Annotated in this window: 25 protein-coding genes; 16 read left to right on the top strand and 9 right to left on the bottom strand. The window is 69.8% G+C overall.

Translation table 11 applies throughout. The annotated features are described in order from the left end of the window. The first annotated feature begins 2 nt into the window (after nt 1-2). A complete protein-coding gene (locus KY572_RS18370; RefSeq protein ID WP_224244117.1) occupies nt 3-239 on the top strand; it encodes a DUF3006 domain-containing protein in 237 nt (78 codons plus the stop codon). A 3-nt stretch (nt 240-242) separates the two neighbouring features. Here the strand turns inward: KY572_RS18370 and KY572_RS18365 are convergent, their stop codons facing one another. From KY572_RS18365 to KY572_RS18345, 5 genes are read right to left on the bottom strand one after another with little or no spacing between them, the layout of a single operon-like run. Next, complete coding sequence (locus tag KY572_RS18365; RefSeq protein WP_224244115.1) at nt 243-1430, bottom strand: MFS transporter; 1188 nt, start codon at nt 1428-1430, stop codon at nt 243-245. After that, the gene (locus KY572_RS18360) at nt 1414-2082 is read right to left on the bottom strand and encodes a class II aldolase/adducin family protein (RefSeq protein ID WP_224244114.1); all 669 of its coding nucleotides are present in this window, start codon (nt 2080-2082) and stop codon (nt 1414-1416) included. Before KY572_RS18360 ends, KY572_RS18365 begins: the two co-directional genes overlap by 17 nt. Then, the gene (locus KY572_RS18355; RefSeq protein ID WP_224244113.1) at nt 2079-2348 is read right to left on the bottom strand and encodes a EutN/CcmL family microcompartment protein; all 270 of its coding nucleotides are present in this window, start codon (nt 2346-2348) and stop codon (nt 2079-2081) included. The genes KY572_RS18360 and KY572_RS18355 overlap by 4 nt, the downstream gene beginning before the upstream one ends. Next, complete coding sequence (locus KY572_RS18350; protein ID WP_224244112.1) at nt 2345-2608, bottom strand: EutN/CcmL family microcompartment protein; 264 nt, start codon at nt 2606-2608, stop codon at nt 2345-2347. The genes KY572_RS18355 and KY572_RS18350 overlap by 4 nt, the downstream gene beginning before the upstream one ends. A gap of 9 nt (nt 2609-2617) precedes the next feature. Next, nucleotides 2618-4495: an AgmX/PglI C-terminal domain-containing protein gene (locus KY572_RS18345; RefSeq protein WP_224244111.1), complete on the bottom strand. Its 1878-nt coding sequence runs from the start codon at nt 4493-4495 to the stop codon at nt 2618-2620. A 147-nt stretch (nt 4496-4642) separates the two neighbouring features. On the opposite strand from KY572_RS18345, the gene KY572_RS18340 reads away from it, so the two are divergent. Beyond that, the gene (locus KY572_RS18340) at nt 4643-4921 is read left to right on the top strand and encodes an FYDLN acid domain-containing protein (RefSeq protein ID WP_224244110.1); all 279 of its coding nucleotides are present in this window, start codon (nt 4643-4645) and stop codon (nt 4919-4921) included. A 116-nt stretch (nt 4922-5037) separates the two neighbouring features. On the opposite strand, the gene KY572_RS18335 is transcribed toward KY572_RS18340, so the two are convergent. Then, the gene (locus KY572_RS18335; RefSeq protein WP_224244109.1) at nt 5038-5190 is read right to left on the bottom strand and encodes a hypothetical protein; all 153 of its coding nucleotides are present in this window, start codon (nt 5188-5190) and stop codon (nt 5038-5040) included. Between the two features lie 174 nt (nt 5191-5364). Beyond that, complete coding sequence (locus KY572_RS18330) at nt 5365-6003, bottom strand: cupredoxin domain-containing protein (protein WP_224244360.1); 639 nt, start codon at nt 6001-6003, stop codon at nt 5365-5367. Between the two features lie 319 nt (nt 6004-6322). On the opposite strand from KY572_RS18330, the gene KY572_RS18325 reads away from it, so the two are divergent. The 14 genes from KY572_RS18325 (at nt 6323) to KY572_RS18255 (ending at nt 18762) form a co-directional block, all read left to right on the top strand. Beyond that, the gene (locus tag KY572_RS18325) at nt 6323-7048 is read left to right on the top strand and encodes a zinc ribbon domain-containing protein (protein WP_224244108.1); all 726 of its coding nucleotides are present in this window, start codon (nt 6323-6325) and stop codon (nt 7046-7048) included. 21 nt (nt 7049-7069) lie between these two features. Continuing rightward, nucleotides 7070-7675 (top strand): ribonuclease HI family protein, encoded by a 606-nt coding sequence (locus tag KY572_RS18320; RefSeq protein ID WP_224244107.1) that lies wholly within the window; start codon nt 7070-7072, stop codon nt 7673-7675. 34 nt (nt 7676-7709) lie between these two features. After that, on the top strand, nt 7710-8339 hold the full coding sequence (locus KY572_RS18315) for a hypothetical protein (protein WP_224244106.1): 630 nt from the start codon (nt 7710-7712) through the stop codon (nt 8337-8339). Next, complete coding sequence (locus tag KY572_RS18310; protein ID WP_224244104.1) at nt 8339-8812, top strand: SMI1/KNR4 family protein; 474 nt, start codon at nt 8339-8341, stop codon at nt 8810-8812. Before KY572_RS18315 ends, KY572_RS18310 begins: the two co-directional genes overlap by 1 nt. A gap of 27 nt (nt 8813-8839) precedes the next feature. After that, nucleotides 8840-9403 (top strand): imm11 family protein, encoded by a 564-nt coding sequence (locus KY572_RS18305; RefSeq protein WP_224244103.1) that lies wholly within the window; start codon nt 8840-8842, stop codon nt 9401-9403. A gap of 89 nt (nt 9404-9492) precedes the next feature. Next, nucleotides 9493-10383 (top strand): alpha/beta fold hydrolase, encoded by an 891-nt coding sequence (locus KY572_RS18300; protein ID WP_224244101.1) that lies wholly within the window; start codon nt 9493-9495, stop codon nt 10381-10383. A gap of 101 nt (nt 10384-10484) precedes the next feature. After that, nucleotides 10485-10853: an ArsR/SmtB family transcription factor gene (locus tag KY572_RS18295; protein WP_224244099.1), complete on the top strand. Its 369-nt coding sequence runs from the start codon at nt 10485-10487 to the stop codon at nt 10851-10853. Between the two features lie 8 nt (nt 10854-10861). Beyond that, entirely contained in the window at nt 10862-11374 is a 513-nt protein-coding gene (locus KY572_RS18290) for an SRPBCC domain-containing protein (RefSeq protein ID WP_224244098.1), read from the top strand. 1 nt (nt 11375) lies between these two features. After that, nucleotides 11376-12314, top strand: coding sequence for an alpha/beta hydrolase (locus KY572_RS18285; RefSeq protein WP_224244095.1), 939 nt, complete (start codon nt 11376-11378; stop codon nt 12312-12314). Between the two features lie 51 nt (nt 12315-12365). After that, entirely contained in the window at nt 12366-12737 is a 372-nt protein-coding gene (locus KY572_RS18280; RefSeq protein ID WP_224244093.1) for a DUF3703 domain-containing protein, read from the top strand. Between the two features lie 72 nt (nt 12738-12809). Further along, the gene (locus KY572_RS18275; RefSeq protein WP_224244092.1) at nt 12810-13118 is read left to right on the top strand and encodes a hypothetical protein; all 309 of its coding nucleotides are present in this window, start codon (nt 12810-12812) and stop codon (nt 13116-13118) included. 106 nt (nt 13119-13224) lie between these two features. Next, nucleotides 13225-14454 carry a TolC family protein gene (locus KY572_RS47255; RefSeq protein WP_317987865.1) on the top strand — a complete coding sequence of 410 codons (1230 nt, stop codon included), beginning with the start codon at nt 13225-13227 and terminating at the stop codon, nt 14452-14454. Beyond that, on the top strand, nt 14451-15644 hold the full coding sequence (locus KY572_RS18260) for an efflux RND transporter periplasmic adaptor subunit (RefSeq protein WP_224244091.1): 1194 nt from the start codon (nt 14451-14453) through the stop codon (nt 15642-15644). The genes KY572_RS47255 and KY572_RS18260 overlap by 4 nt, the downstream gene beginning before the upstream one ends. Beyond that, nucleotides 15634-18762, top strand: a complete 3129-nt coding sequence (locus KY572_RS18255) for an efflux RND transporter permease subunit (RefSeq protein WP_224244090.1) — start codon at nt 15634-15636, stop codon at nt 18760-18762. Before KY572_RS18260 ends, KY572_RS18255 begins: the two co-directional genes overlap by 11 nt. An 18-nt stretch (nt 18763-18780) precedes the next feature. Here KY572_RS18255 and KY572_RS18250 read toward each other — a convergent pair whose 3' ends face one another. Next, complete coding sequence (locus KY572_RS18250) at nt 18781-20376, bottom strand: sensor histidine kinase (RefSeq protein WP_224244089.1); 1596 nt, start codon at nt 20374-20376, stop codon at nt 18781-18783. Continuing rightward, on the bottom strand, nt 20373-22139 hold the full coding sequence (locus KY572_RS18245) for a sensor histidine kinase (RefSeq protein WP_224244088.1): 1767 nt from the start codon (nt 22137-22139) through the stop codon (nt 20373-20375). The genes KY572_RS18250 and KY572_RS18245 overlap by 4 nt, the downstream gene beginning before the upstream one ends. Nucleotides 22140-22379 lie beyond the last annotated feature (240 nt).

The raw sequence follows: 22379 nt of genomic DNA, 5'->3' as shown, positions 1-22379 counted from the left end.
CCATGCCAAAGGCCACGGTGGATCGCTTCGAGGAGGAAGTGGCGGTGCTCATCATCGAGGGTCGGCAGGTGACCCGTCCTCGCGCCGAGCTGCCCGCGGAGGCGCGCGAGGGTGACATCATCGACCTGGACACGGGCTGGGTGGACACCGAGGCCACCGAAGCGCTGCGCGCCCAGGTGCGCCAGGCGCGCCAGCGGGCGAAGAAGAAGCAGCCGCCCCCTGGGAACTTCGATCTGTAGCCCTCAGGCCGTCTCGGAGGGCCGGGCACGCGGCAGGAAGAGCACGAGCAGGATCGCGCTCACCGCCGCGATGATCCCCGCCATGACGAAGGCGACGGAGCTTCCCCACCGCGTCCACACCGCCCCGAAGAGCAGCCCGGCCGCCAGCGCCGCGCCTCCCTTCAGGCCGTTGTAGAGCCCGAACGCGCGCCCCCGGGCGGTCGCCGGCACCAGCGAGGTGAGCAGCGACTTCTCCGCGCCCTCGGAGAGCGCGTAGTGCAGCCCGTACACCGCCATGACGACGAGCGTGCCCGTCACGCCGTGCACCCTCGAGAGCCCCACGTAGCAGAAGGCGTACAGCAGCCACCCCACCATCACCAGGCGCGGCGCGCCGAGCCGGTCCGCCAGCCACCCCGCCGGATAGGAGACTGCCGCCTTCACCACGTGCAGCATCAGCCACGCCAGGGGCAGCAGGGTCGGGCTGGCGCCCTCCTCGCTCAGCTTGAGCAGGATGAAGGCATCCGTGGAGTTCGCGATCCCGAAGAGGACCACCGGGACGAGGTACCAGGCCAGCCGCCGCGGCACGGGCTCTCGCCCAGCGCCTCCGGATTGCGCCGGGGCCTGCTCGCGCTGTGGCTCGGACGCCATGAGGATGGCCAGCACGCCCAGGAAGCCCGGTACGGCCGCCGCCAGGAAGACATGCTCCACCTTCATCCCGGCCGCCAGCAGCAGCAGCGCCACCAGCGACCCGAGCGCCGCCCCCGCATGGTCCATGCCTCGATGGAAGCCATAGGCGCGGCCCCGCAGGCCCGCGGGCACGGTGTGGGCGATGATCGCGTCGCGAGGGCTGGTCCGCACGCCCTTGCCCACCCGATCCAGCGAGCGGATGAGCAGCGGCTGCCACACCGCCGTGACGAAGGCCATCATCGGCCTCGCCAGGCTGGAGACGCCGTACCCCAGCAGCACCAGCGGCTTGAGCCGCTGCGCCCGGTCCGCCCACACGCCGGACTGGTACTTGAGGAGCGCGGACACCAGATCCGCCAGCCCCTCCATGGTCCCCAGCAGCAGCGGCACCGCCGGCAGACGCGCGGCGAGGAAGGCCGGCAGCAGGGGGAAGATCATCTCGCTGCTCACGTCGGTCAGCAGCGAGACCAGGCCGAGCACCACCACCGTGCGCGGCAGCCGCTCCGAGGTGCTAGCGGCGCGGTCCAAGGCCCGCCTTCTTGCGCGCCTCGAGCAGCTTCTGCACGTCTCCCGGCGCCAGCGGCTGCACCGGCCCCAGCGAGCGGGCGGCCATGAGGATCTTCGCGTAGTGCTCGACGAGCTCCATGCGCAGCAGGGCCTGCGTCATGTCCTCGCCCATCGTGAGGGCACCGTTGCCGGCCAGCAGGAAGGCGTCGTACTCGGCGGCGGCGGCCTCCACGCGCTTGACGCCCTCGGGCTCCCGGGGCATCGCGCGCGGCAGCGTGGGCACCCGGTCCCCCAGCGAAACCACCATCTCCGGCAGCGCGATGGGCGACAGCTCCTGCCCCACCAGGCCGAAGGCGGTGGCCACCGGCGGGTGCGCGTGCAGCACCACCATCACCTCCGGCCGAGCCCGGTAGACGGCCAGGTGCAGCTCCAGCTCGCTGAAGGGCTTGCGCCGCCCCTCCAGCACCTTGCCCTGGGCGTCCACCACCAGCAGCGAGGCGTCGTCCACGTCCCGCTTGGACACCGCCGTGCAGGTGATGAGGAAGCGCCCACCCTTGAGCCGCACCGAGACGTTGCCGTCGTGGTTGGCCACCCAGCCGTACTCGTGCATGCGGCGGGACGTGTCCACCACGTCCGCCCGCAGCTTCGGCAGCGGCACGAAGCCCTCGCTCACGTGTCCACCCCGTCCACCACTCCGACGATGAGCGAGCGGATGGGCAGCGTCTTGTCGCCGAGGATCTGCCGCACCCCGCCGCCCTCGCGCATCACCAGCACCACGTCCCCCGGCCCGGCCGAGGAGGTGTGGTCCACCGCGATGAAGCTCTTGCCCGTGGGCTGCTGCTTCTCATCCAGCGGCTGCACCACCATCAGCTTCCGGCCCTCGAAGGCCGGGTGCTTGAGGGTGGAGGTGACGCTGCCGAGCACCTTGCACAGGTTCATACGTCCACCGCGTCCACGATGCCGACGATGGCGGCATCCACCGGCACGAACGTGGGCTCCAGCGCCAGGGCCGCCTCGCGGCTGCCCACCAGGTACACCAGCTCCCCGCGGCCCGCGGACACCGTGTCCACGGCCACCTCCGGGCTGCCCGTGGGCTCGCGGTTGTGGTCCAGCGGCTGGACCACCAGCAACCGCTTGCCCTCGAGCCCCTCGTACTTCCGCTCGCACACCACCGTGCCGAGGACGCGTCCCAGGTACATGCGCGCCTGTTACCTCGCTCCGGAGGAGAGGACCAGCGGGATCTCCACGTCCATCTCCGCCGAGCCGTCCTCCATCTTGAAGGCGGGGAAGACCATCCGCCTGGCGCTCTTCTTGATGCAGTCGCCCACGGCGGAGGAGTCCAGCTCCTTGCGGTCCAGCTTCGCCCCCTTCACCGTGCCCGAGGTGCCCACGGTGGCCACCAGCATCACCTTGCCACCCTTGAAGGAGGGGTTCTTGCGCAGCTCCGTCTCCACGCAGCCCTGGATGGCGCCCTGGGACGCCGCCACCACCTTCATGATGTCCTCGGCCGGCAGCCCGCCCGTGCTCTCGGCATCCTTGGCCGCCACCTCGGTGTCCTTGCGCACCTCGGGGTTGACCTCCGTCTTGGAGCCATCCCCGTAGAGCGCGTCGAGCTCCGCGGCGGACTTGCCCGTCTCCGGCACCGCGGCCTTCGTCTCCTCGGGAGAGCTCGGATCCGGCTTCGGCGCGGAGCCGCCCGGCGTCGGCTTCTTGTCGTTGGCGGCCGGCGTCGGCGGCGGCGTGGGAGGCGCCGTCTTCTTCTTGCCCATCAGCAGGTCGCGCAGCTCGTTGCGGCCCTCGCCCGAGAAGAACAGGGACTTCTCCTCGGTCTGCCCCTGCGCGTTCACCACCTTCACCTTGGGCACCACGTTCAGCCGGTCCGCGGCGAACGCCCCGCCCACCACCAGGAAGATGGGGATGAGGATGAAGAGCGCCACCTTCCACACCGGGTTGCGCTTGGTGACGCCGGACTTCGCCATGAAGTAGCGCGTGTCCTCGACGGGCTTCTTCCCATCGCGACCCGGCTTGCCCCCGCCCACCGCGGCCAGCGGATCCGGCTCGGGGTTCACCGACGTCGGCGGCTCGGGCTGATCCAGCTGGTCGTTCTTGTCCGGCAGGTCCAGGTCGGAGAACAGATCATCCGCCACGCCCGCCTTGTTGTTGCCCCCGCGCGCGGCGGTGCGCTGCTGCTGCGGCGTGGGCTCGGTGGGCTCGTCCCAGGCGGGCTGATCCTGCTGCTCCTCTTGATGATGATGGTGCTGCTGAGGCGCGGGCTCGTCCCAGGCGGGCTGATCCTGCTGCTCCTCCTGATGCTGAGGCGCGGGCTCGTCCCAGGCGGGCTGATCCTGCTGCTCCTGCCGCGGCGCGGCGTCGAAGTCCCACGCCGGCTGCTGCTGGGCCTGCTGCGGCTGCGCGGCCGCGGGCGGATCCAGATCCCACGGCTCCCTGCCGGCCGCGACCGGGGCACGCCCCACCGTGGTGGGCACGTTGTCCCAGGCGCCATCGTCCTCCTGCTGCACCGGCTGCTGCCGGGCGGCGGCTCCACCCCGCTGCCCTCGCATGCTGGAGGTGGAGGGCTCGGGCGGCAGCGGCGGCGCGGGCGGCGGCGCGGCGGCAGGAGGCGGCGCCGCGAAGATGCCGGAGAGCTCCGGGATGTCCGCGCCGCGCTTCCAGTCCGCCAGGCCCTGCTGCCAGAAGAAGCTGCGCGTGTTGATCGCGCCGCTCTCCACGAGCGCCTGCAGGCCGGCCTCGTCCAGCGGGCCCTCCTGCTTGCCCTTCACCATCACGAACCAGGGCGCGGCCGCGGGACGGGCCGGAGCAGCCCGGGTGGGCTCCTCCTCCCAGGGGTTGCCGCCAGCCGTAGCGGCCGGAGCAGCCGAGGCGGCCATCAGCGCGCGCTCCTGCTCTCGGATCCGCTCTACGTCCGCGAGAGACACCACGCGGGTGCTCTCCTCCATCTCGGCGGGCGGCCCCTGGACCGAGATGACGTTCTGGCAGTTCTTACAACGGACCTTGACGGTCTTCCCGCGGACTTTCTCGTCCGCGATGGAGTACCGCCTCTGACACTTGTCACAGGAGAAGTTCAAGGGGGCGACCGATGCGCGCTGGGGAAACGGGTGGGGGATGCTACTCCAGAGTCCTCGGGTGCAAAACGTCCCGTTGACTCCTTTGCGAGGGCCAACTATGCACCCGCGCCTTGGGTTTCAGCTTTCCTCGTTTCAGAAGGTGGCGAGATGCCGGCGAAGGACCTCGGGACAAAGTACGTCTGCTTCAAGTGCGCAACGAAGTTCTATGACATGAAGAAGCCGGATCCGCTCTGCCCGAAGTGCGGGGCAGACCAGCGCGAGAGCCCGGCCCTCAAGCCGGCGTCCGAGGGGCGCCGTGGCCGCCTGGCTGCCGCTCCGAAGGTCATCGAGCCGGAGCCCGAGGAGCCTGAGGCCGCCGAGGACGAGGAGGATCTCGACTCCTTCGACGAGGAGCCCGTCGAGGCCGACGAGGAGGAGGACATCTAGCGGGGGGTGGGTCTCAAACACCCCAGCGAGTCCTCACTCCGAATCAGGGCTCCCCAGGCGGGAGCCCCGTACCACCCGCGCCCTCCATGAGGGCGCGGCGCTTCACGGCGTCCTGTTCAATTCTCGGACACCAGCTTCATCTCGACCAGGACGCGGCGGATCTGCTCGTAGAGCGTCGGTCCCATGGCCTGCATCCCCACCGGACGCGACGCCTTGGCGTCCTCGGTGCGGACCTCAGCCCCATTCTGTGCGCGCTTCTTGGCTTGCATGTGGGAGTCCTTCCCCAGTGGGATTCACGCCACTAGATAGCAATTTTGCCGCCAAAGCAGAATGAGGGTTCCGATTCTCGACATTCCGGTGACTTGCTGAAAAGCACCGTCCGAAGCCCCTCCAGCTTTAGGACGTAGTCCGGGATTACTGTGCCCGGATCGGACAGGGGGGCGTCACTTCTGACCCGCCCCTGCCTCCTGGAGCTGGCTGACGGCCCATTCCTGCTCCAGGCGGACCGTCTCTCCGGCCTTCACGGTGAGGGGCTTGGAGACTTCGGGCAGGCGCTGGTGCCAGAGCACCACGGTGTGGGTGCCCTCTGGGACTTCGAGCCGGAAGCGGCCCTGGGCATCCGTGGTGGTGAAGTAGGGATGATCGAAGGTGCGCACCACGGCGCGCATCCAGGGGTGCACGTCGCACTTCACCTGGATGAGGCCCGGAGCGGCGGGGAGCGGCTTGCGCAGGCTCATCCCCTCCAGGGGCATGGCCACATTGAAGATGGGCTGGGCGCCGGCCGCCGCGCGTACATTGTGCATGACGGGGTCCGAGTTGCGCACTTCCAGCGTGGTGCCCGCCCGGGCGGCCAGGGCCGCCGGCTCGTAGACGCACCTGCGCTGGTCCAGGACGGTGGTCGGAGCGGTGACACCCTCGGCTGGCAGCGAGGCCCCACCCTCGAGCGACACCACCACCTGCGCCAGGGCGCCTCCCTCCCCCACGGTGAGCGAGCGGTCGGCCACATCCACGCCACAGGCGTCCGTGGCGCTGGGGGTCGTCTCATAGCGCATGGGAGGGGGCGGGGTGCCAGCCAACCGCACCACTCCTTCAATGAAGCCCCGCCCGACAGGCGCGGCGGCGGCCTTGGCGGGCGGAGGGGTGGGAGTGGCGGCAGGCTGCGCCGGGTTTGACTCCGAGGAGGGTCGGCAGGCGGGCGCGAGTGCCAGGAGCGCGAGCGCGGAGAGTGAGCGGAAGTGGTGCACGGGGCCCGTCTAGCGGTTCCGAAGGTCCGTTTCAAACCCCACCCCTTCGAGGCGCCGGGATGAACACGGAGCCATCTCGGCGTTGGACCCCAATGCGTTTTGTTGGTAGATGTGCGCCGGTCACACGCCGGTGTGGCCCTCGTGGGAGGCAGCAACTTTGCGGGAGAAATTGAAGGCTCTGGCGGAGCTGCAGAAGGTGGACATGGATGCCGCCGCCCTGCGCAAAGCCGCAGACGTCCACCCCAAGCAGATCGCTGAACTGGAGCGCGAGCTGGGCGCGGCGCGCAGTGCGATCGAGGCCGAGAGGAACCGGCTCGCGGATATCGAGCGCCAGAAGCTCCAGCTCGAGCAGAACATCGCCGACGAGAAGGACAAGGTGAAGAAGTGGGAGGCGCGGCTGGCCGAGCAGCGCTCCACTCGCGAGTACTCCGCGCTGGCGCGGGAGATCGACATCGCCAAGAAGGCGAACCTCACCATGGCCGACGAGCTGGTGGAGCTCACCAAAACGCTGGCCACGGCGCGCGAGGCGGTGAAGGGCAAGGAGGCGGAGTTCGCCACCCGGCAGCAGCAGCTGGGCGCTCGGATGAGCGAGCTGCGCGCGAAGCTGGCCGAGGCCGAGAGCCAGGTGAAGGCGCTCGAGGGCCAGCGCTCCGGCGCCGCCGCGGGGGTGGACTCCAACCTGCTGCGCCGCTACGAGGCGATCCGCAAGAAGAAGCTGCCCGCGCTGGTCGGTGTGGTGGCCGGCACGTGCCAGGGCTGCAACATGAACGTGCCCCCGCAGCTCTACAACCAGCTGCGCACCTCGCTGGGCACGGACGTGTGCCCCTCGTGCCACCGCATCATCTACGCGGTGGAAGCGCTCGCCGAGCCCACCTCGAAGTAGCTCCGCTCGCTCCGTCCCGCCATGCCGAAGCCGACCGAGGCAGACATCCTCCGCCACATTGCGCGCGAGGAGGCGCTGACGGCGACGGTGCGTGCGTTTCGCGGGCTCACCCGCGAGCGGCTGGGGCAGATCCTGGAGGAGGTCGCCCAGCGGCTGGCGGCCGGCTCACCGGAAGCCCCCGCTGAATCCGCCCCTGCCCCTGCCGAGGAGCCTCGCGGCGCCACGCCTCGCTTGAGGCTGTACTCGGATGGAGCGGCCCGCGGCAACCCGGGCCCCAGCGGCGCGGGCGCGGTGCTGATTGAACCCGGCGGCCAGGTGGTGGCCAGGCTCGGCAAGTACCTGGGCAACCAGACGAACAACTACGCCGAGTACATGGGACTGCTCATTGGCCTGAAGCACGCCAAGTCCCTGGGCGCCAAGGAGATCGAGGTCTTCGCCGACAGCGAGCTGCTCATCCGTCAGCTCAGCGGTCGCTACCAGGTGAAGAGCCCCTCCCTGCGCCCCCTCTATGAGGAGGCGGTGAAGCTCCTCAACGACTTCTCCCGAGTGAAGCTCGTCCACGTCCCGCGAGCGATGAACGCCGCCGCGGACGAGATGAGCAACCGCGCCATCGACGAGCGGCTCTGAGCTCGAGGGAGAGCCCCAAGGCGGAGAGCCCTCCATGAGCCTACGTGCCACTGTGGCGGCCCTCGTGTTCTCTGCCGGGTGCGGAGCGCCCAACGGTTCAATTCCATCGCCCTCCCCAGGAGCCCAGCCAGCGCGGAAATTGGAAGGACCGCTGATCAGTGCGGCGGTCGGTAGCTTCAAGCCGACATTCTTCTATGGCCCCTGGCAGTGCAATCAACGGTTCATGGATGCATGCACACGCCAGTGCGCCATAGAGGGCTACAAGCTCATGGGCTGCATCTGGCTGGCGGATCTCAAGCTCGATTGGCAAGGGGGAGGCGTCCAGGCGGGAGGGCGCCGCGCTTTCTTTCATTGCTGCTGCACCTACCCCGAGTTGACGAAGGGCGAGAACGAAGCGAAGCGCAAGTTGTGGGAGAACGCCCGGAAGAAGTTCCGCGAGGACTGGAGCAGGAAATTCGGAAACTGGCCAACGGCGGATGGGAAGTCGTGGCCAGGACACCACATCCGGGATCTTCTGCACGGCGGCGACCCTACGGACGCGGAGAACATCCTCCCCGCGCCGCCCGACACTCACGACCTTTTCAACAAGGCGTATCCCGCTTGTTACGCAGGCGCGCCCCCCTGGAATACCGTGGGCCCTGATCTTCCCTACCTGGACTACTGATGGCCGCTCCCCTCAGCAGCTTGCTGGAAGAGGTATCACGCGCTCACTTCCCGTATCCTCCCGCTACACCCGAGGAGATCGCGCAGTTCGAGCAGCGCATGGGATGGAAGCTGGATCCAGACCTGCGCTCTTTCTACCGGCACTGCAACGGGGCAGAGCTGCTCGAGCGGCTCCCTGACTGCCCTTACCAGATCCTTCCCTTGTCGAAGATCAAGCGGGCCAGGGTGGCCATCTATGGCGAGGATGAGGACAAGTGGGGCCCAGCTTCCGCTTACGCGATCTGCGATGTTCAAGACGGCAACTACGTCTTGCTCGACGTGAGCAGGCAGGAGAACGGACGGTATCCCCTCATGGATGGCTACCATGAGGCATGGCCGAACCCGAAGTACTGCGGGCCGGTTGCTCGTTCCTTCTCCGAGTTTCTAGAAGGCATCTTGCGGACCCGACGCAATCTCTACTGGCTGGGAGAGTAACGGGCGCGGCTCTACCCACCCGAGGTTATGCCCAAGCGTTTCTTCGAGCTGGCCGACGATGTGAACGTCCCGCACCGCTGGCACCTGAACACGCCGACGGACAGACATGGCCGACAGGTGGATGACAGGCAGTTCACGTGCGGAACGCCCGTCCACATCACGGAGCGCTTGAGAATCCCCGTCGAGATCGCGGGCAAGCCGCTGGACTACTCGGAAGCGAACGTTGGCCTCCCGGTGGTCCATGTCCGGGTCGCGGCCATGTTCTCGGAGCTGGCGCCGGATGATGTGCAACTGCTCCCCGTGGACGTGGAGGGACACCCGGAGCAGTACCTCATCCTCGTTGCCACACGCCTCATCCGCTGTATCGACGAAACAGCGTCCCGGATCGAGCTCTGGACTCATGAAGACGGGCTCCCAGACATGGTGGGTCGCTATTTCTCCGTGCGTGACCTGCGCATCGACAAGGCCAAGGTCGGAAGCGTCAGGGTGCTCCGGTGTGAGGGGTGGACGGGCCCGCTGATCGTCTCCGGGGAGATCAAGGACGCCTTGGAGCGCATGTGGGCCACAGGCACAAGGTTCGAGGAGGTCTAGTCCGGGCGGAAATACCGCCGAAATTCGCTGTCGATCCTCCAGAGCCTCGTTCGACGTGGATTTGAGGCACGAATCCACCGGAGGCTCACATGTTGGCAACGCTCAGTCGTTTCGCGGGTTTCGCCGTTCTCCTCGCCGCCACGGCCGCCCTGGCGAAGCCGGTCCAGACCGGCCGCCAGTCGATCAACGGCGTCGACTACTACTTCGAGGTCCACGGCAAGGGAGAGCCGGTGCTGCTGCTCCACGGCGGCCTGGGCTCGATCGAGATGTTCGGCGCCGCGCTCGAGCAGCTCGCCCAGAGCCGCAAGGTGATCGCCGTCGACCTGCACGGCCACGGCCGCACCGCGCTCGGCAAGCGCGAGTGGAAGCTCGAGCTGCAGGGCGACGACATGGCCGCCCTGGTGAAGCGGCTCGGCCACGAGCAGGTCGACGTCATTGGCTACTCGATGGGCGGCGGCGTCGCGCTGCGGATGGCCATCCAGAAGCCGAAGAGCGTGCGGCGCCTGGCGCTGGTCTCGTGCGGCTTCTCGGATGACGGGTTCCACGCCGACGTGCGCGCGCTCCAGGTCCAGCTGACGTCCGCGGCCGCCGAAGGCATGAAGGAGACCCCGATGTACAAGACCTACGCCGCGCTCGCGCCGAAGGTCGACGACTTCCCGAAGCTGCTCGGCATCCTCGGCGACCTGATGCGCCAGAAGTACGACTGGTCGAAGGAGATCCCCAAGATCGAGGCGCAGGTGATGCTGGTCTACGGCGACTCGGACATGTTCCGGCTCGAGCACGCGGTGAAGTTCTACCAGCTGCTCGGAGGCGACCTGCGCGACGCCGGCTGGCAGCGCGAGAACCAGAGCAAGAACCGGCTGGCCATCATCCCCGACGCGACCCACTACGACATCTTCACCACGCCCCGGCTGATCTCGACGGTGCTCCCGTTCCTCGACGGCAAGCGCGACAACACCCCCTGGACCTTCCAGAAGTAGCAGCGAGCCGTGCCCAGGCACTCCGGGCCGGTGGCCATGAGGCCGTATTCAACCAACCAGTTGACAACCTCTCGGTTGATAACTATTTGGTTGAATACGCCATGACGACGACCGACCCACTCAGCGCCACGCTCTTTGCCCTGGCCGATCCGACGCGGCGGGGACTCCTGGCCCGGCTCGCCACGGGGGACGCCACCGTGAAGGAGCTGGCCGAGCCCTACGACATGAGCCTGGCGGCCATCTCGAAGCACCTGAAGGTGCTGGAAGGCGCGGGCCTCATCTCCCGCGGCCGGGAGGCGCAGTGGCGCCCCTGCCACCTCGAGGCCGAGCCCCTGCAAGCCGTCTCCGAGTGGCTCGAGGAGTACCGGCGCTTCTGGGATCGAAGCCTCGACAGCCTGGCCGAGCACCTGAAGGAGCTGCAGCAGGCCGCTCCCTCGGCTCCGCCCCCACCCCGGAAGCCCCGCAGGTGACTTCGACCATGTCTGCCCTCCGAAAGGACCCCCCGATGAAGATCGACGTCGATCCCCCCTCCGTCGAAGAGGCGGTGCTCGTCATGCGCCGCACCTTCGACGCCCCTCGCGAGCTGGTGTGGACCACCCTCACCGACCCCAAGCACGTCGCGAAGTGGTACGGCGGCCGTGGCTTCGAGAACCCGGTGTGCGAGATGGACGTGCGCCCTGGCGGGCTGTGGCGTCACGTCATGCGCACGCCGGACGGCGCCGAGTTCAAGATGGAGTTCGTCTTCGTCGAGGTGGTGAAGCCCGAGAAGCTGGTGTGGAAGAACGTCGACCACGGCAAGCACGGCGGCCCCCACGACAACCTCATGACCGTGACGCTGGAGGAGGCCGGCCGGCAGACGAAGTGGAAGCTGGTCGCCCGCTTCACCTCGCTCGCGGACCGTGACGCCGCCCTCCGCATGGGCTTCACCACCGTGCTCTCCGAGGGCACCGAGAAGTTCAACGACCTGGTGAAGGCGCTCGCGGGGAACTGAGATGAAACGGCGACTGAAATGGGTGGGAATCGTCGCGCTCGTGGTGCCGCTCCTGTTGGCCGGTGGGCTCTGGTCCGCCAGCAACCAGTTGCTCTTCCCCTCCTGGAAGGGGGCGACCCGGGACCTTGCCGTCTGTGGCGCCGAGCTCGCGGAACACTGGGGCAAGGAGTGCGGGAACCTGCGCGGCACCCACGAGTTCGAGTTCAGCGAAGTCCGTGTGCCCTCCATCAACGGCTATGAGCTGCCCGGGTGGCTCATCCGCGCGGAGGCGAATGGAAGGGGCACGGCGCAGGGCGCCATCATGCTGATCCATGGTGGCGGCTCGGACCGCAGACAGCTCACGAAGCACATCCGCTTCTTCCTGGATCGCCGGCTCGACGTGCTCACGTTCGATCTCGGCTGCCATGGCGAAGCGCCTTGCCCCGTGCCCGGATTGACCTACGGACACCGCGAGTCCCGAGACGTCCTCTCGGCCTACCTCCACCTCGCGAGCCAGTACGACAAGGTGTACGCCATGGGCAGCTCGGTGGGGGCCGCGTCGATCCTGGTCGCGCTGCCCGAGATGCCGGGGCTCGACGGAGTGATCGCGGAGAACCCGATGGCCAGCTTCCAGCGCCTCATCGAGGAGTTTCCGGGGACACGCTCGATGCCCAAGGGATTCACGCGGCTCCTCATCCAGCTGACGATGCTCCGCGGCCGGTTCGATGGGCGGCTCAGCCCGGAGCGCTCCTTGCCGCTCGCGAAGGGAACGCCGGTCTATTTCGTTCACAGCATGCGGGACGGCCTGGTTCCCTATCAGCAGACCCAAGCGCTGGCGGAGGCGTACTCGGGGCCCAAGGCCACCTGGTTTCCGGACAAGGGGGACCACGGCGCCATCTGGGACGCCGATCGCGAGGACTACGAGCAGCGGCTGGCCGGGTTCCTGGACCGCGTGATGTAGCTGCGCCGTCGCATCCGCCGCGAAGCCGGATCGGCTAGGCTCTGGCGTGACATGACTCCCAGGTTGCGCGGGCACTTCGAGACGGAGCTTCGCCAGTCCGTCGAGGCCGAGACGAGAGGCGAGTGGAGCAGCGCCTGGCGGTTCCTCGAGCGCGCGCACATCCTCAGTCAGGCCTACGCGGGGCCTCACCTCCGCGTCCACTGGGCGATGTTCACCTTCGCCTGGCGCCGGAGGAACTGGGGAGAGATGCTCGGACAGCTTCCTCGCCTGGTCCTCGCGGGTCCGGGCTCCCTGCTCGGGCGTGCGCCGCTGGGCAACACGGGGGGCGCCAACGTGGGCATCTTCACGCCCATGCCGATCCCCGAGGACCTGCAGGCCCTGCTGCGTGAGCCGGGCGAGTCCTCGGAGAGAGCCCGGGGGTAAATGCCGGTCCGCTGGACACTCCGGCAAGATCACCTGGGTCTCCCTGGCCTGAAGGTGTTACAAAGCACTCCAGTGTTCCGGATCTGGCTCTGCCTCATCGCGCTGCTCGTCGCCTCCATCGGCGGTTCCGGCTTCGTGTCCGCCGGAGCCCCAGGGAGCATCTGCGCGCAGAGCTGCCCGGATGATGACGAGCGCGGAGAGTGCGCTCCGGACTGCACCGACTGCTCCTGCTGCAGCCATGTGCCCCCGGTGGTGCTCTCTCTCTCCCCGTCCCTCGAGCAGGACCTCCCTCCCTCCCCGAGCATCTCGCACGAAGAGCAGGAGCCGCCCTCCCTGGAGGTGGGCGAGATCCTCCACGTGCCCATAGTCGCCCTCGCGTAGGCCACACGACCGTCATTCCGTCCGCGGGCCTCTCCAGGCCGGTGTACCCCCGTCCGTCCCGGGTACCGCCGTCCTGGCGCCTGCCTCCTTACGCGAGGTCTTCTCCGTGTCCGTTCGACTTGCGACGGCAGCCTTCGGGCTGACCGCCGCGCTTCTCTGGCCGCGCTCCGGTGCGGCACAGCCGACAGAGCTCACTCTCGACGAAGCCGTGGCCATGGCCCGGCGGCAGTCCCCTGCCCTGCTCGAAGCCGCGGGCCGTGTCGCCGAGGCCCAGGGGCCCGTGGCCGGCGCCTCTCCCCTGCTCCGGGACAACCCGACGCTGCAGACGGAGGCGGGCCCGCGCACCCGCTCCAATGGAGAGCAGGCCCTGGATGTGGGAGTGGGGCTCGTCCAGCAGGTGGAGTTGGGAGGAAAGCGGGGGGCCCGTCTGGAGTCCGCCCGCGCGGGCCTCGCCCGGGAGACGGCCTGGCGGCAGGACGTGGAGCGACGCGTCCTCGGCGAGGTGGCCGCCACCTTCCTGCGCGCCCTGCACGTCCAGGAGCGACTGCGCCTGGCTCGCGCCGTCGAGCAGGCCGCCCAGGACACGGCCCACTCCGTCCAGCGGCGCTTCGAGGCGGGGGACGTCCCCGTCGTGGACGTGAACGTGGCACGCGTGGCGCTTGCTCGAGCCCGGGCGGACGTCGCGGGCACGGAAGGCGAGGAAGCCGCCATCCTCGGGGAGCTGAGGGCCCTGCTGGGACTCCCCGCCCAGCACGCCCTCGGACTGCGCGGGGAGCTGCGGGCCCTGGCCTCTGCATCGACGACCCCCTCCTCGCGGACAGCAGTGCGCCCGGACATCGCGGCCCTGGAGGCGGAGCTGGCGCAGGCCGAGGCGGAGCTGCGCCTGGGTCAGCGCAGCGCGTGGCCCGACGTGGGCGTCGGCGTGCGCTACCAGCGCGAGGCCGGCGAGTCCGCCATCCTCGGCACCCTCAACGTGCCCCTGCCCTTCTTCGCCCGGGGACAGGAGGCCCAGGTGACGGGAGAAGCCCGGGTGCGCCGCCTCCAGGCAGCGCTGGAAGCCGCCCGCCGCGCTCGGGACGTCCAGCAGGAGGCCGCCCTCGCCCACCACCACAAGCGGCAGGAGGCCCTGGCGCTGCTGGAGCGCGATGCCCTTCCGCTGCTGGCTGACAACGAGTCGCTCGCCCGTAAGTCCTACGAGGCCGGAGAGATGGGGCTCGCCGAGTTCCTCATCGTGCGCCGCGACACGCTCGATGCTCGTGCCGCCTACCTCGACAGCCTCCTCGAAGCCGCCCTCGCCCGTGTGCAGCTCTCCGTCGCGACAGGAGTCCTCCCATGAAGCCCCTCTATGGCCTCCTGATGACGTTGATCGCCCTGGCCGCCTGCAAGCGCGAAGAGCATCAGCACGAGGAGCACCCCACGCCGCAGGAGAAGGCGCGGGAGGAGGCCCACTCCGAAGAGGAGCACGCGGCCCACATCCGAATCGATCCCGAGATGCTCCGGGACCTGCGCATCACCATCGCGCCGGTGTCGACGCGTCCCGTCGGCGAGAGCGTCCTCGTCCTGGGCGAGCTGACGTTCGACGAGAACGCCTACGCCGAGGTGGCCTCCTCCATCCCTGCCCGAGTGAGCGCCGTGGCGGTGACGACGGGCCAGCAGGTCAAGGAAGGACAGAAGCTGGCGGAGTTGCAGAGCCCCGAGCTGGGCAAGGCACGCGCCGCCCTCCAGTCGGCCCAGGCCCGCGCCACCGCCGCCCGTCAGGCCGCCGAGCGCAAGCGCACGCTCGCCGCCGAGCGCATCGTGGCCCAGAAGGACGTACAGGCCGCCGAGGCGGAGGCCGCCGCCGCCGAGGCCGAGGTCTCCGCCGCGAGGGCCCAGCTGGTGGCCCTGAGCGCGGGCAGCGAGGAGCTGCTCCACGGACAGGGAGCGCCGGGGTTCACGCTGCGCTCGCCCATCGAGGGCACGGTCATCGAGCGCAACGCCCGGCTCGGCCAGATGGCGGACCCATCGCAGCCCCTCTTCCGCATCGGCAACCTCAACCACCTGTGGCTCATCGTCCACGCCTTCGAGCGTGATGCGGTACGCCTCAAGCAGGGCGCCGAGGCGCGCGTCTCCTTCGCGGCCTTCCCGGGCCAGGAGTTCTCCGCCCGGGTCGGCCACGTCGGGCAGCAGGTGGACGCCGCCTCACGCACCATCCCCGTGCGGCTGGAGCTGGACAACCGCGACGGCCTGCTGAGGCCCGGCATGTCCGCCTCCGCCTCCATTCCCCTGGGAGGAGCCGGAGCCGCCATCACCACCGTCCCGACCCAGGCCCTCCAGCGCCTGGAGAACGGCTGGGTGGCCTTCCTCCCCACCGAGGAGAAGGGAGTGTTCGCGCGGCGACAGGTGGGACGAGGCCGGACGCTCGGAGAAGTCGTGGAGGTGCTCTCGGGCTTGAAGGCAGGAGACCAGGTGGTGGTGGAGGGAGCCTTCCTCCTCAGATCCGAGGTGGAGAAGTCCGCGGGCGGAGGGGAAGCGCATGAGCACTGAAGCAAGCCCCTCGCCCATCAACCGGCTCCTGCGGGCGTCCTTCTCCCGGCCGGGCCTCACGGTGCTGCTCGCCCTGGCCGCTTCCGCGCTGGGAGCGGTGGCCCTCCAGGGCCTGCGCCGGGACGTCTTCCCGGACCTGTCCGCCCCCATCTTCAACATCATCGTGCAGAACGCGGCGATGGGCGCGGAGGAGCTGGAGACGGCCGTGGCCATTCCCATGGAGGTGGCGCTGGCGGGCCTGCCGGAGGTTCGCCGCGTCCGCTCCACCTCGCAGCTCGGCGTCACCCAGGTCACCGTGGAGTTCGAGCCCGACGCGGACTACTTCCGCAGCCGCCAGTACGTCGCCGAGCGGGTGGCCCAGGCCCAGGGCGAGCTGCCTCCCGGCACGGACGCACCGCTCGTCTCCAGCCTCACCGGACGGCTCAACGAGGTGTTCGAGTTCACCCTCGAGGCGGAGCCCGGCACGGCCGATCTGATGACGCTGCGCGACCTGGCCGAGTTCGAGGTGAAGAACCGGCTGCTGGCTGTCCCAGGGGTCGCGGGAGTGGAGCGCCTGGGCGGCTACCTGCGGCAGTTCCAGGTCCAGCTCGATCCGGACGAGATGGTGGCCCGAGGCATCACCCTCGACGAGGTGGAGCACGCCCTGGAGGGCGCCAACCTCAACGCCTCGGGCGGCTTCGTGGTGCAGGGGCCCATGGAGTGGACGGTGCGCGCGGTGGGACGGGCCCAGACGGTGAATGATCTGCGCAGCGCCGTGGTGGCCGTGCGCGCCGGAACCCCCGTGCTGCTGGGAGACGTGGCGGACGTGCGCGAGGCGCCGGCCGTGCGTCGAGGCCTCGCCCACCGCCTGAAGGGCGAGGTGGTGAGCTGCCGCGTCAGCAAGCAGTTCGGCGCGGACACGATGCGGGTGACCGAGGGCGTGCGTCAGGCCATCGCCGAGGTGCGGCAGAGCCTGCCTTCCGGCGTGCAGCTGCGCATCGTCTACGACCAGTCCGAGCTGGTGGGCTCCGCGCTGGGGGGCGTCAGCCGAGCCATCCTGCTCGGCGCATTCCTCGTGGTGCTCGTGCTCTTCGCGCTGCTGGGAGACTGGCGCGCGGCGCTCATCGTCACGCTCACCCTCCCCCTGTCCCTGGCGTTGGCCGGGCTGCTGCTGAAGGCCGCGGGCATCGGCCTCAACACCATGACGCTGGGAGGACTGGCCATCGCCGTGGGCCTGCTGGTGGATGCGGCCATCATCGTGACCGAGAACATCATCCACGATCTCCGGGAAGGCGCCGGCAGACGGTCCGTGCGCGAGGAGGCGCTCGCCGCCTCGATGGAGATGGGCCGGCCCATCGCCTTCACCACCCTCATCGTCGTGTCCGTCTTCATCCCCCTGTTCGCCATGACGGGCATCGAGGGGCGCATGTACCGCCCCCTGGCGGCGGCCGTGGTGGCGTGCCTCGCGGCGTCGCTGGCCCTGGCCCTCACGCTGGTGCCGGTCGCCTCCGGCCTCTTCCTGCGCCCCCACCGCCCGGACCAGCCCGAGGACGTGTGGCTCATCCGCAAGGTGAAGGCCGTCTACGCGCCGATCCTGGATGCCTGCATGCGCAGGGCGGGGCTCGTGCGGCTGGTGGCGCTCGCCATCACCGTGCCGGCGCTGGGGCTGGCCTTCGCGGTGGGCAGCGACTTCATGCCCCGCCTGGACGAGGGCGCCTTCCTCCTCCAGACGATCCTCCCCCCGGAGGCCTCGCTCGAGGAGGTGGACCGGCTCAACCACCGCGTGGAGGACGTGCTGCGCGAGTTCCCCGAGGTCGACGACGTGGTGCGCCGCACGGGCCGCGCCGAGCGCACCGAGGACCCCATGCCGCACACCATCTCGGACGTGCTCATCGTCCTCAAGCCAGACAGGGCGAGGAACCTGGCGACCCTGGAGGCGGAGATGCGCGAGGCGGTGGAGAAGGTCCCCGGCGTGTCCGCCCTCTTCACGACGCCCCTGGGCATGCGCATCGACGAGGGCCTGGGTGGCAGCCCCGCGGACATCTCGGTGCGCATCTTCGGACCGGACCTCGCGACGCTCGCCACGCTGGGCGAGCGGGCCCGCGCCATCATGGCGAAGGTGGAGGGCGTGGAGGATCTCCGGGTGGAGAAGCTCAGCGGCCTCCCGCAGCTGCGCATCACCGTGAACCGGGCGGCGGTGGCCCGCGTGGGCCTCACCCCTGGCGACGTCATCCGAGCCCTGCGCGTGGGGCTGGTGGGCCAGGAGTTCCCCCAGGTGTGGAAGGGGCAGCGGCGCTATGACCTGGTGCTGCGCCTGGCGGACCACCGCCGGGGAGACATCAACGCCATCCGCAACCTCCTGGTGGACGGCCATGACGGCACCCGCATCCCCTTGAGCCAGCTGGCCACCATCGAGGAGACGTTCGGCGCGGGCAGCATCCGCCGCGAGGCGGGCAGCCGCCGCATCGCCACCGAGGCCAGCGTCTCCGACAGGGACCTGGGCAGCACGGCGGCCGAGGTCCGCGAGAGGCTGGCGGCGGAGCTGAACCTGCCCACCGGCTACTTCCTCGACGTGGGCGGCCGGGTGGAGAGCCAGGAGCGCGCCGCGCAGTCGCTCGCGATCGCCATCGCGGTGGCGATCCTGGCCGTCTTCCTCCTGCTGTACCTGGCGCTGGACTCCCTGGCCGAGGCGCTCGTCATCCTGGCCACCCTGCCGGACGCCTTCGTGGGCGGCATCCTCGCGCTGCTCATCACCGGAGAGACATGGAACGTCTCCAGCCTCGTGGGCCTCATCGGGCTGTTCGGCATCGCCGTGCAGAACGGGCTGGTGCTCGTGGCGCAGACGAAGGAGCTCCTGGCCCGAGGGCGACCCTTCCCCGAGGCCATCCGCGAGGCCAGCCTCGGCCGCGTCCGGCCCAAGCTGATGACCGCGGGCACGGCCATCCTCGGCCTGCTGCCGCTGCTGGTGCTGCCGCTGCACGGCACCGAGGTCGAACGGCCCCTGGCGGTGGTGATGGTGGGCGGGCTGCTCACGTCCACCCTCTTCACCCTGCTGGCGCTGCCCACCTTCTATGCCTTCGTGCACGGCCTGCGGGAGCGCTTCGACTCGCGCCAGGCCACGCGGAAGCCCGCGGCGTGAGGACGCGGCTTCCCTCCTTTATAGGGGGAAGCCTTCGCCCTTCTGCTCGCGCCCCGGGTAGCGCGGCAGCTCCACCGTGAAGGTGGCCCCCTGCCCCGGCGTGCTGACGACCCGCACCACGCCGCCCATCGCCTCCACGAGCTGCCGGGTGACGTACAGCCCCAGGCCCATGCCTCCGTAGTGCTGCGAGGACACCGCCCGCTCGTACTTCTGGAAGATGCGCTCGAGCGCCTCGGGCTCGATGCCGATCCCCTCGTCCCGGACCAGCACCCACGCGCGGGTGACTCCGGAGCGCACCTGGACGTGCACCGGCTTGCCCGCGCCGTACTTGAGGGCGTTGGACAGCAGGTTCGTCAGCACCTGCTCCAGCCGGAGCCGATCCCACTCTCCGAGGATGGAGCTCTCCGAGGTCACCTCGATGGTGCACTCCGCGCGCTCGGCCTGGGACTCGAACCGCTCCACCACCTCCCGCACCAGCACCGGCAGGTCCACCTGCTCGTAGGACAGCCTCGGTCGTCCGGTCGTGATGCGCGACACGTCCAGCAGGTCATTCACCAGATCGGCCAGGCGCCGCACCTGGCGGCGCATCAGCTCCACGTCCTTCACCAGGCGCTGGGCCAGCGGTGAGTCCGGCTCGGCCCGGGCCACGGCCTCCAGGGACTGCAGCTTGAGGCTCAGCGGCGTGAGCGGTGTCTTCAGCTCGTGGCTGGCCACCAGGAGGAACTCGTCCCGCAGCCGCACCGCCTCGCCCAGCTCCTTGAGGATGCGCTCGCGATCCTCCTCGCCCTGCCGCCTGTCGGAGATGTCCCGGGTGATGGTGCCGTAGCCGATCACCCGCCCCGAGCCGGGATCCTGGATGCTGAAGTGGGTGTCGGACACGGGGATGGAGGCCCCCGTCTTGAAGTTCCGGAAGCGCGCCTCTCCCTCCCAGCGGCCCTCCCTCACCATGGTGGGGATGATGATCTCCTGAGCCAGCGACTGGGCCTCGGGCGCGTAGTACTGGACCATGGACATGCGCCCCACGTCCTCTTCCTGGCCCAGCCCTACCAGGCGGCGGCCCGCCGGGTTCACGTAGACGGGCACCCCCGCCACATCCGCGATGCCGATGAAGTCCGGCGAGTTCTCCACCAGGGCGAAGAAGCGCTGCCGCTCCTCGTGCAGCGACTGCCGCCGCGCCAGCTCCTCCTCGTGGAGCCGCGCCGCCTGCTGTCTCAGCTCCTGCCGCTCGCGGAACAGCTCCACGAAGGCCGACACCTTAGCGCGCAGCAGCTCGGCCTCCAGCGGCTTCGGCAGGTAGTCCACCAGCCCGAGCGCCTGTCCCTGGAACAGGGGCATGACGTCCCGGGGAGCGTCCGTCAGGACCAGGAGCGGCGTGTGCCGCGAGCGCTCCTGCTCGCGGAGCTTGCGCGCCAGCTCGAGGCCCTCTCGCGCCGCCGTCATCCGGGACGCCTCGACGAGGACGGCGACGAAGTCCTCCTGCTGGGCCCACCACAGCGCCTCCTCACCGGAAGCGGCGTGCACGGCCTTCCCGCCCAGGACTTCATGGACGGTCGCCAGGAGCGCGGGATCAGGCGGCTGGCCCGCAACCAGCAACACGCTGGTGGTGAGCTTCATCCGAGGGATTCCTTTGACACGTCCTCCAGGGCCAGAGACGCCTGGAGAGGAAGAATGACGACGAAGGTAGCACCTTGCCCGAGCGCGCTCTCGACGTGAACCGACCCGCCGTGCATCTCGACGATCTCGCGCACGATGAACAGTCCCAGCCCGAGCCCGGCCACCTCATGGCCGCCCACGGCCCGCTCGAACTTGCGGAAGATGCGCTCCTGGTCGGCCGGAGCGATGCCGCGGCCCTGATCCCTCACCCGGAGCTCCGCCCGCTGCTCGAGGCGACGGACGGAGACCTCCACGGGGGTGCCGGCCCCATAACGCGCCGCGTTGGTGAGCAGGTTGGTGAGCACCTGCTCGAGCCGGTAGCGATCCCAGTGCCCGAGGACAGGCTCCGTCGTCCGCACCGACACCTCGCACCCCGCCTCGCTCAGCTGGGGGGTGAGCTTGGCCACGACTTCGCTCGCGAAGGCCGCCAGCTCGAACGTCTCACGCTCCAGCGCGAGCTTGCCGGCGGTGATGCGCGAGATGTCGAGCATGTCGTTCACCAGCCGCGACAGCCGCCGCGTCTGCCGGGCCGTCTGGTCCAGCAGCCTGGTCAGCCCCCCCGGCGGCAGGGACTCGTTGCGCTCGAGCCGGCGCTGGAGCAGCTGCGTCTGGAGCATCAGCGAGGTGAGGGGCGTCTTCAGCTCGTGCGAGGCGAGCGAGAGGAACTCGTCCCGCGCGCGCACGGCCGCCTCGAGCCCCTCGCGGGCGCGCTGCTCCTCCTGCGCGTGCTGGCGCAGGCGCTCGGCGGAGACCACGAGCGACTGGCCCACCCGATCCACCTCCGCGATGGTCGAGGGCTCGATGAGCGGCTGCTCCCCGTGGGCCAGCGAGTCCGCCGCCACCGCCACGGAGCGGATGCCACGGGCGAAGCGCCGGGCGAAGACGAGCGCGCCCCCGGTGCTCACGAGCATGGCCAGCAGCCCGGAGACGGCGACGACCCAGAGCGATCTGCGCAGGGGGCCGTCGATGAGCTCCACGGGGACCACGACGGAGGAGACCCAGCCCGAGGACGGCGAGCGGCTGAAGGCCACATAGGACTGTGTCCCCTCCAGCGTGACGCTGCGGAACACCCCCTCGAGCGCCGCCAGGGTGTTCTTGCGATAGGTGGCCGTGGCGGGCGTGCCGATGAAGCGCTCGGGGCTGCGCGTGCGGAAGACGATGAGGCCCTGGCTGTCGACGATGGTGCGGGTGAACTCCCCCTCCTCCGCGGGCTGCTCGTGCGTGGCGACGGCCTCCAGCGCTTCAGGGGGGATGACCGCCGTGAGCACGTACTTGAGCTGGCCGTCCCGGATGACCGGCACCCGGACGGGGAAGGCCCACCGCTGGGAGGAGGGGCTCCGCTTGAGGCTGCCCACCGTGGGCTGGCGCGTCTCGACGATGCCACGGACGCTCTCGGGCTCGGTGGCCTGGGACAGGGGCGCTCCGGGCGGCTGGCGCACGTTGACGAGCTGCTGGCCCTCCGGCGTCAGCAGCAGCACCGTGAGCCAGGAGGGCTGCGTCGCCTGCACGCGGATGGCCTCTTCCCGGAAGCCGTGGAGATCCCCCCGGTCGAGCGACGCGGCCCCCGCCAGCGCCTGGAGCGTGCGCACCGTCGCCGCGACCTCCCGCTCGAAGGAGGCGTTCATCACGTGGGCCGCGCGCTGCAGGCGGCGCTCGATGGAGCGCTGCATCTCGCTGGCGAGCTGCAGCACGACAAGCCCCGAGAACGCCACCACGGGCAGCATCGCCCCCCCGATCAGGAAGGTGAGGTGCCATCGCAGGGACCAGGAGTGGGAGGGACCGGGGTGCGAAGGCCTCATGAGGCGAAGGAGCGAGCGGAGGATGGGACGACGTTGGAAGGACCGGGCCGGGCACTCCCCTGGGGGGTTCGTAACACCGCCAGCCCCGAAAAGCTCTCATAGAGGGCAGGCGGGCAGGCACTGACCGTTGGCGGAAGGCACGCTTCGGGAAGCCGACAGAAGTCC

The sequence above is a fragment of the Hyalangium gracile genome, from assembly GCF_020103725.1.
Taxonomy (GTDB): Bacteria; Myxococcota; Myxococcia; order Myxococcales; family Myxococcaceae; genus Hyalangium; species Hyalangium gracile.
The sequence above is the reverse complement of the archived record's forward strand: the minus strand, read 5'-3'. Positions and strand labels throughout refer to the sequence as shown.

What these genes read in the sequence shown, in the direction of transcription:
- KY572_RS18370 (WP_224244117.1), top strand. Translation starts at nt 3, where the DNA reads ATGCCAAAGGCCACGGTGGATCGCTTCGAGGAGGAAGTGGCGGTGCTC.
- KY572_RS18355 (WP_224244113.1), bottom strand. Translation starts at nt 2,348, where the DNA reads ATGAACCTGTGCAAGGTGCTCGGCAGCGTCACCTCCACCCTCAAGCAC.
- KY572_RS18350 (WP_224244112.1), bottom strand. Translation starts at nt 2,608, where the DNA reads ATGTACCTGGGACGCGTCCTCGGCACGGTGGTGTGCGAGCGGAAGTAC.
- KY572_RS18340 (WP_224244110.1), top strand. Translation starts at nt 4,643, where the DNA reads ATGCCGGCGAAGGACCTCGGGACAAAGTACGTCTGCTTCAAGTGCGCA.
- KY572_RS18335 (WP_224244109.1), bottom strand. Translation starts at nt 5,190, where the DNA reads ATGCAAGCCAAGAAGCGCGCACAGAATGGGGCTGAGGTCCGCACCGAG.
- KY572_RS18320 (WP_224244107.1), top strand. Translation starts at nt 7,070, where the DNA reads ATGCCGAAGCCGACCGAGGCAGACATCCTCCGCCACATTGCGCGCGAG.
- KY572_RS18315 (WP_224244106.1), top strand. Translation starts at nt 7,710, where the DNA reads ATGAGCCTACGTGCCACTGTGGCGGCCCTCGTGTTCTCTGCCGGGTGC.
- KY572_RS18310 (WP_224244104.1), top strand. Translation starts at nt 8,339, where the DNA reads ATGGCCGCTCCCCTCAGCAGCTTGCTGGAAGAGGTATCACGCGCTCAC.
- KY572_RS18305 (WP_224244103.1), top strand. Translation starts at nt 8,840, where the DNA reads ATGCCCAAGCGTTTCTTCGAGCTGGCCGACGATGTGAACGTCCCGCAC.
- KY572_RS18300 (WP_224244101.1), top strand. Translation starts at nt 9,493, where the DNA reads ATGTTGGCAACGCTCAGTCGTTTCGCGGGTTTCGCCGTTCTCCTCGCC.
- KY572_RS18295 (WP_224244099.1), top strand. Translation starts at nt 10,485, where the DNA reads ATGACGACGACCGACCCACTCAGCGCCACGCTCTTTGCCCTGGCCGAT.
- KY572_RS18290 (WP_224244098.1), top strand. Translation starts at nt 10,862, where the DNA reads ATGTCTGCCCTCCGAAAGGACCCCCCGATGAAGATCGACGTCGATCCC.
- KY572_RS18285 (WP_224244095.1), top strand. Translation starts at nt 11,376, where the DNA reads ATGAAACGGCGACTGAAATGGGTGGGAATCGTCGCGCTCGTGGTGCCG.
- KY572_RS18280 (WP_224244093.1), top strand. Translation starts at nt 12,366, where the DNA reads ATGACTCCCAGGTTGCGCGGGCACTTCGAGACGGAGCTTCGCCAGTCC.
- KY572_RS18260 (WP_224244091.1), top strand. Translation starts at nt 14,451, where the DNA reads ATGAAGCCCCTCTATGGCCTCCTGATGACGTTGATCGCCCTGGCCGCC.
- KY572_RS18255 (WP_224244090.1), top strand. Translation starts at nt 15,634, where the DNA reads ATGAGCACTGAAGCAAGCCCCTCGCCCATCAACCGGCTCCTGCGGGCG.
- KY572_RS18250 (WP_224244089.1), bottom strand. Translation starts at nt 20,376, where the DNA reads ATGAAGCTCACCACCAGCGTGTTGCTGGTTGCGGGCCAGCCGCCTGAT.
- KY572_RS18245 (WP_224244088.1), bottom strand. Translation starts at nt 22,139, where the DNA reads ATGCTGCCCGTGGTGGCGTTCTCGGGGCTTGTCGTGCTGCAGCTCGCC.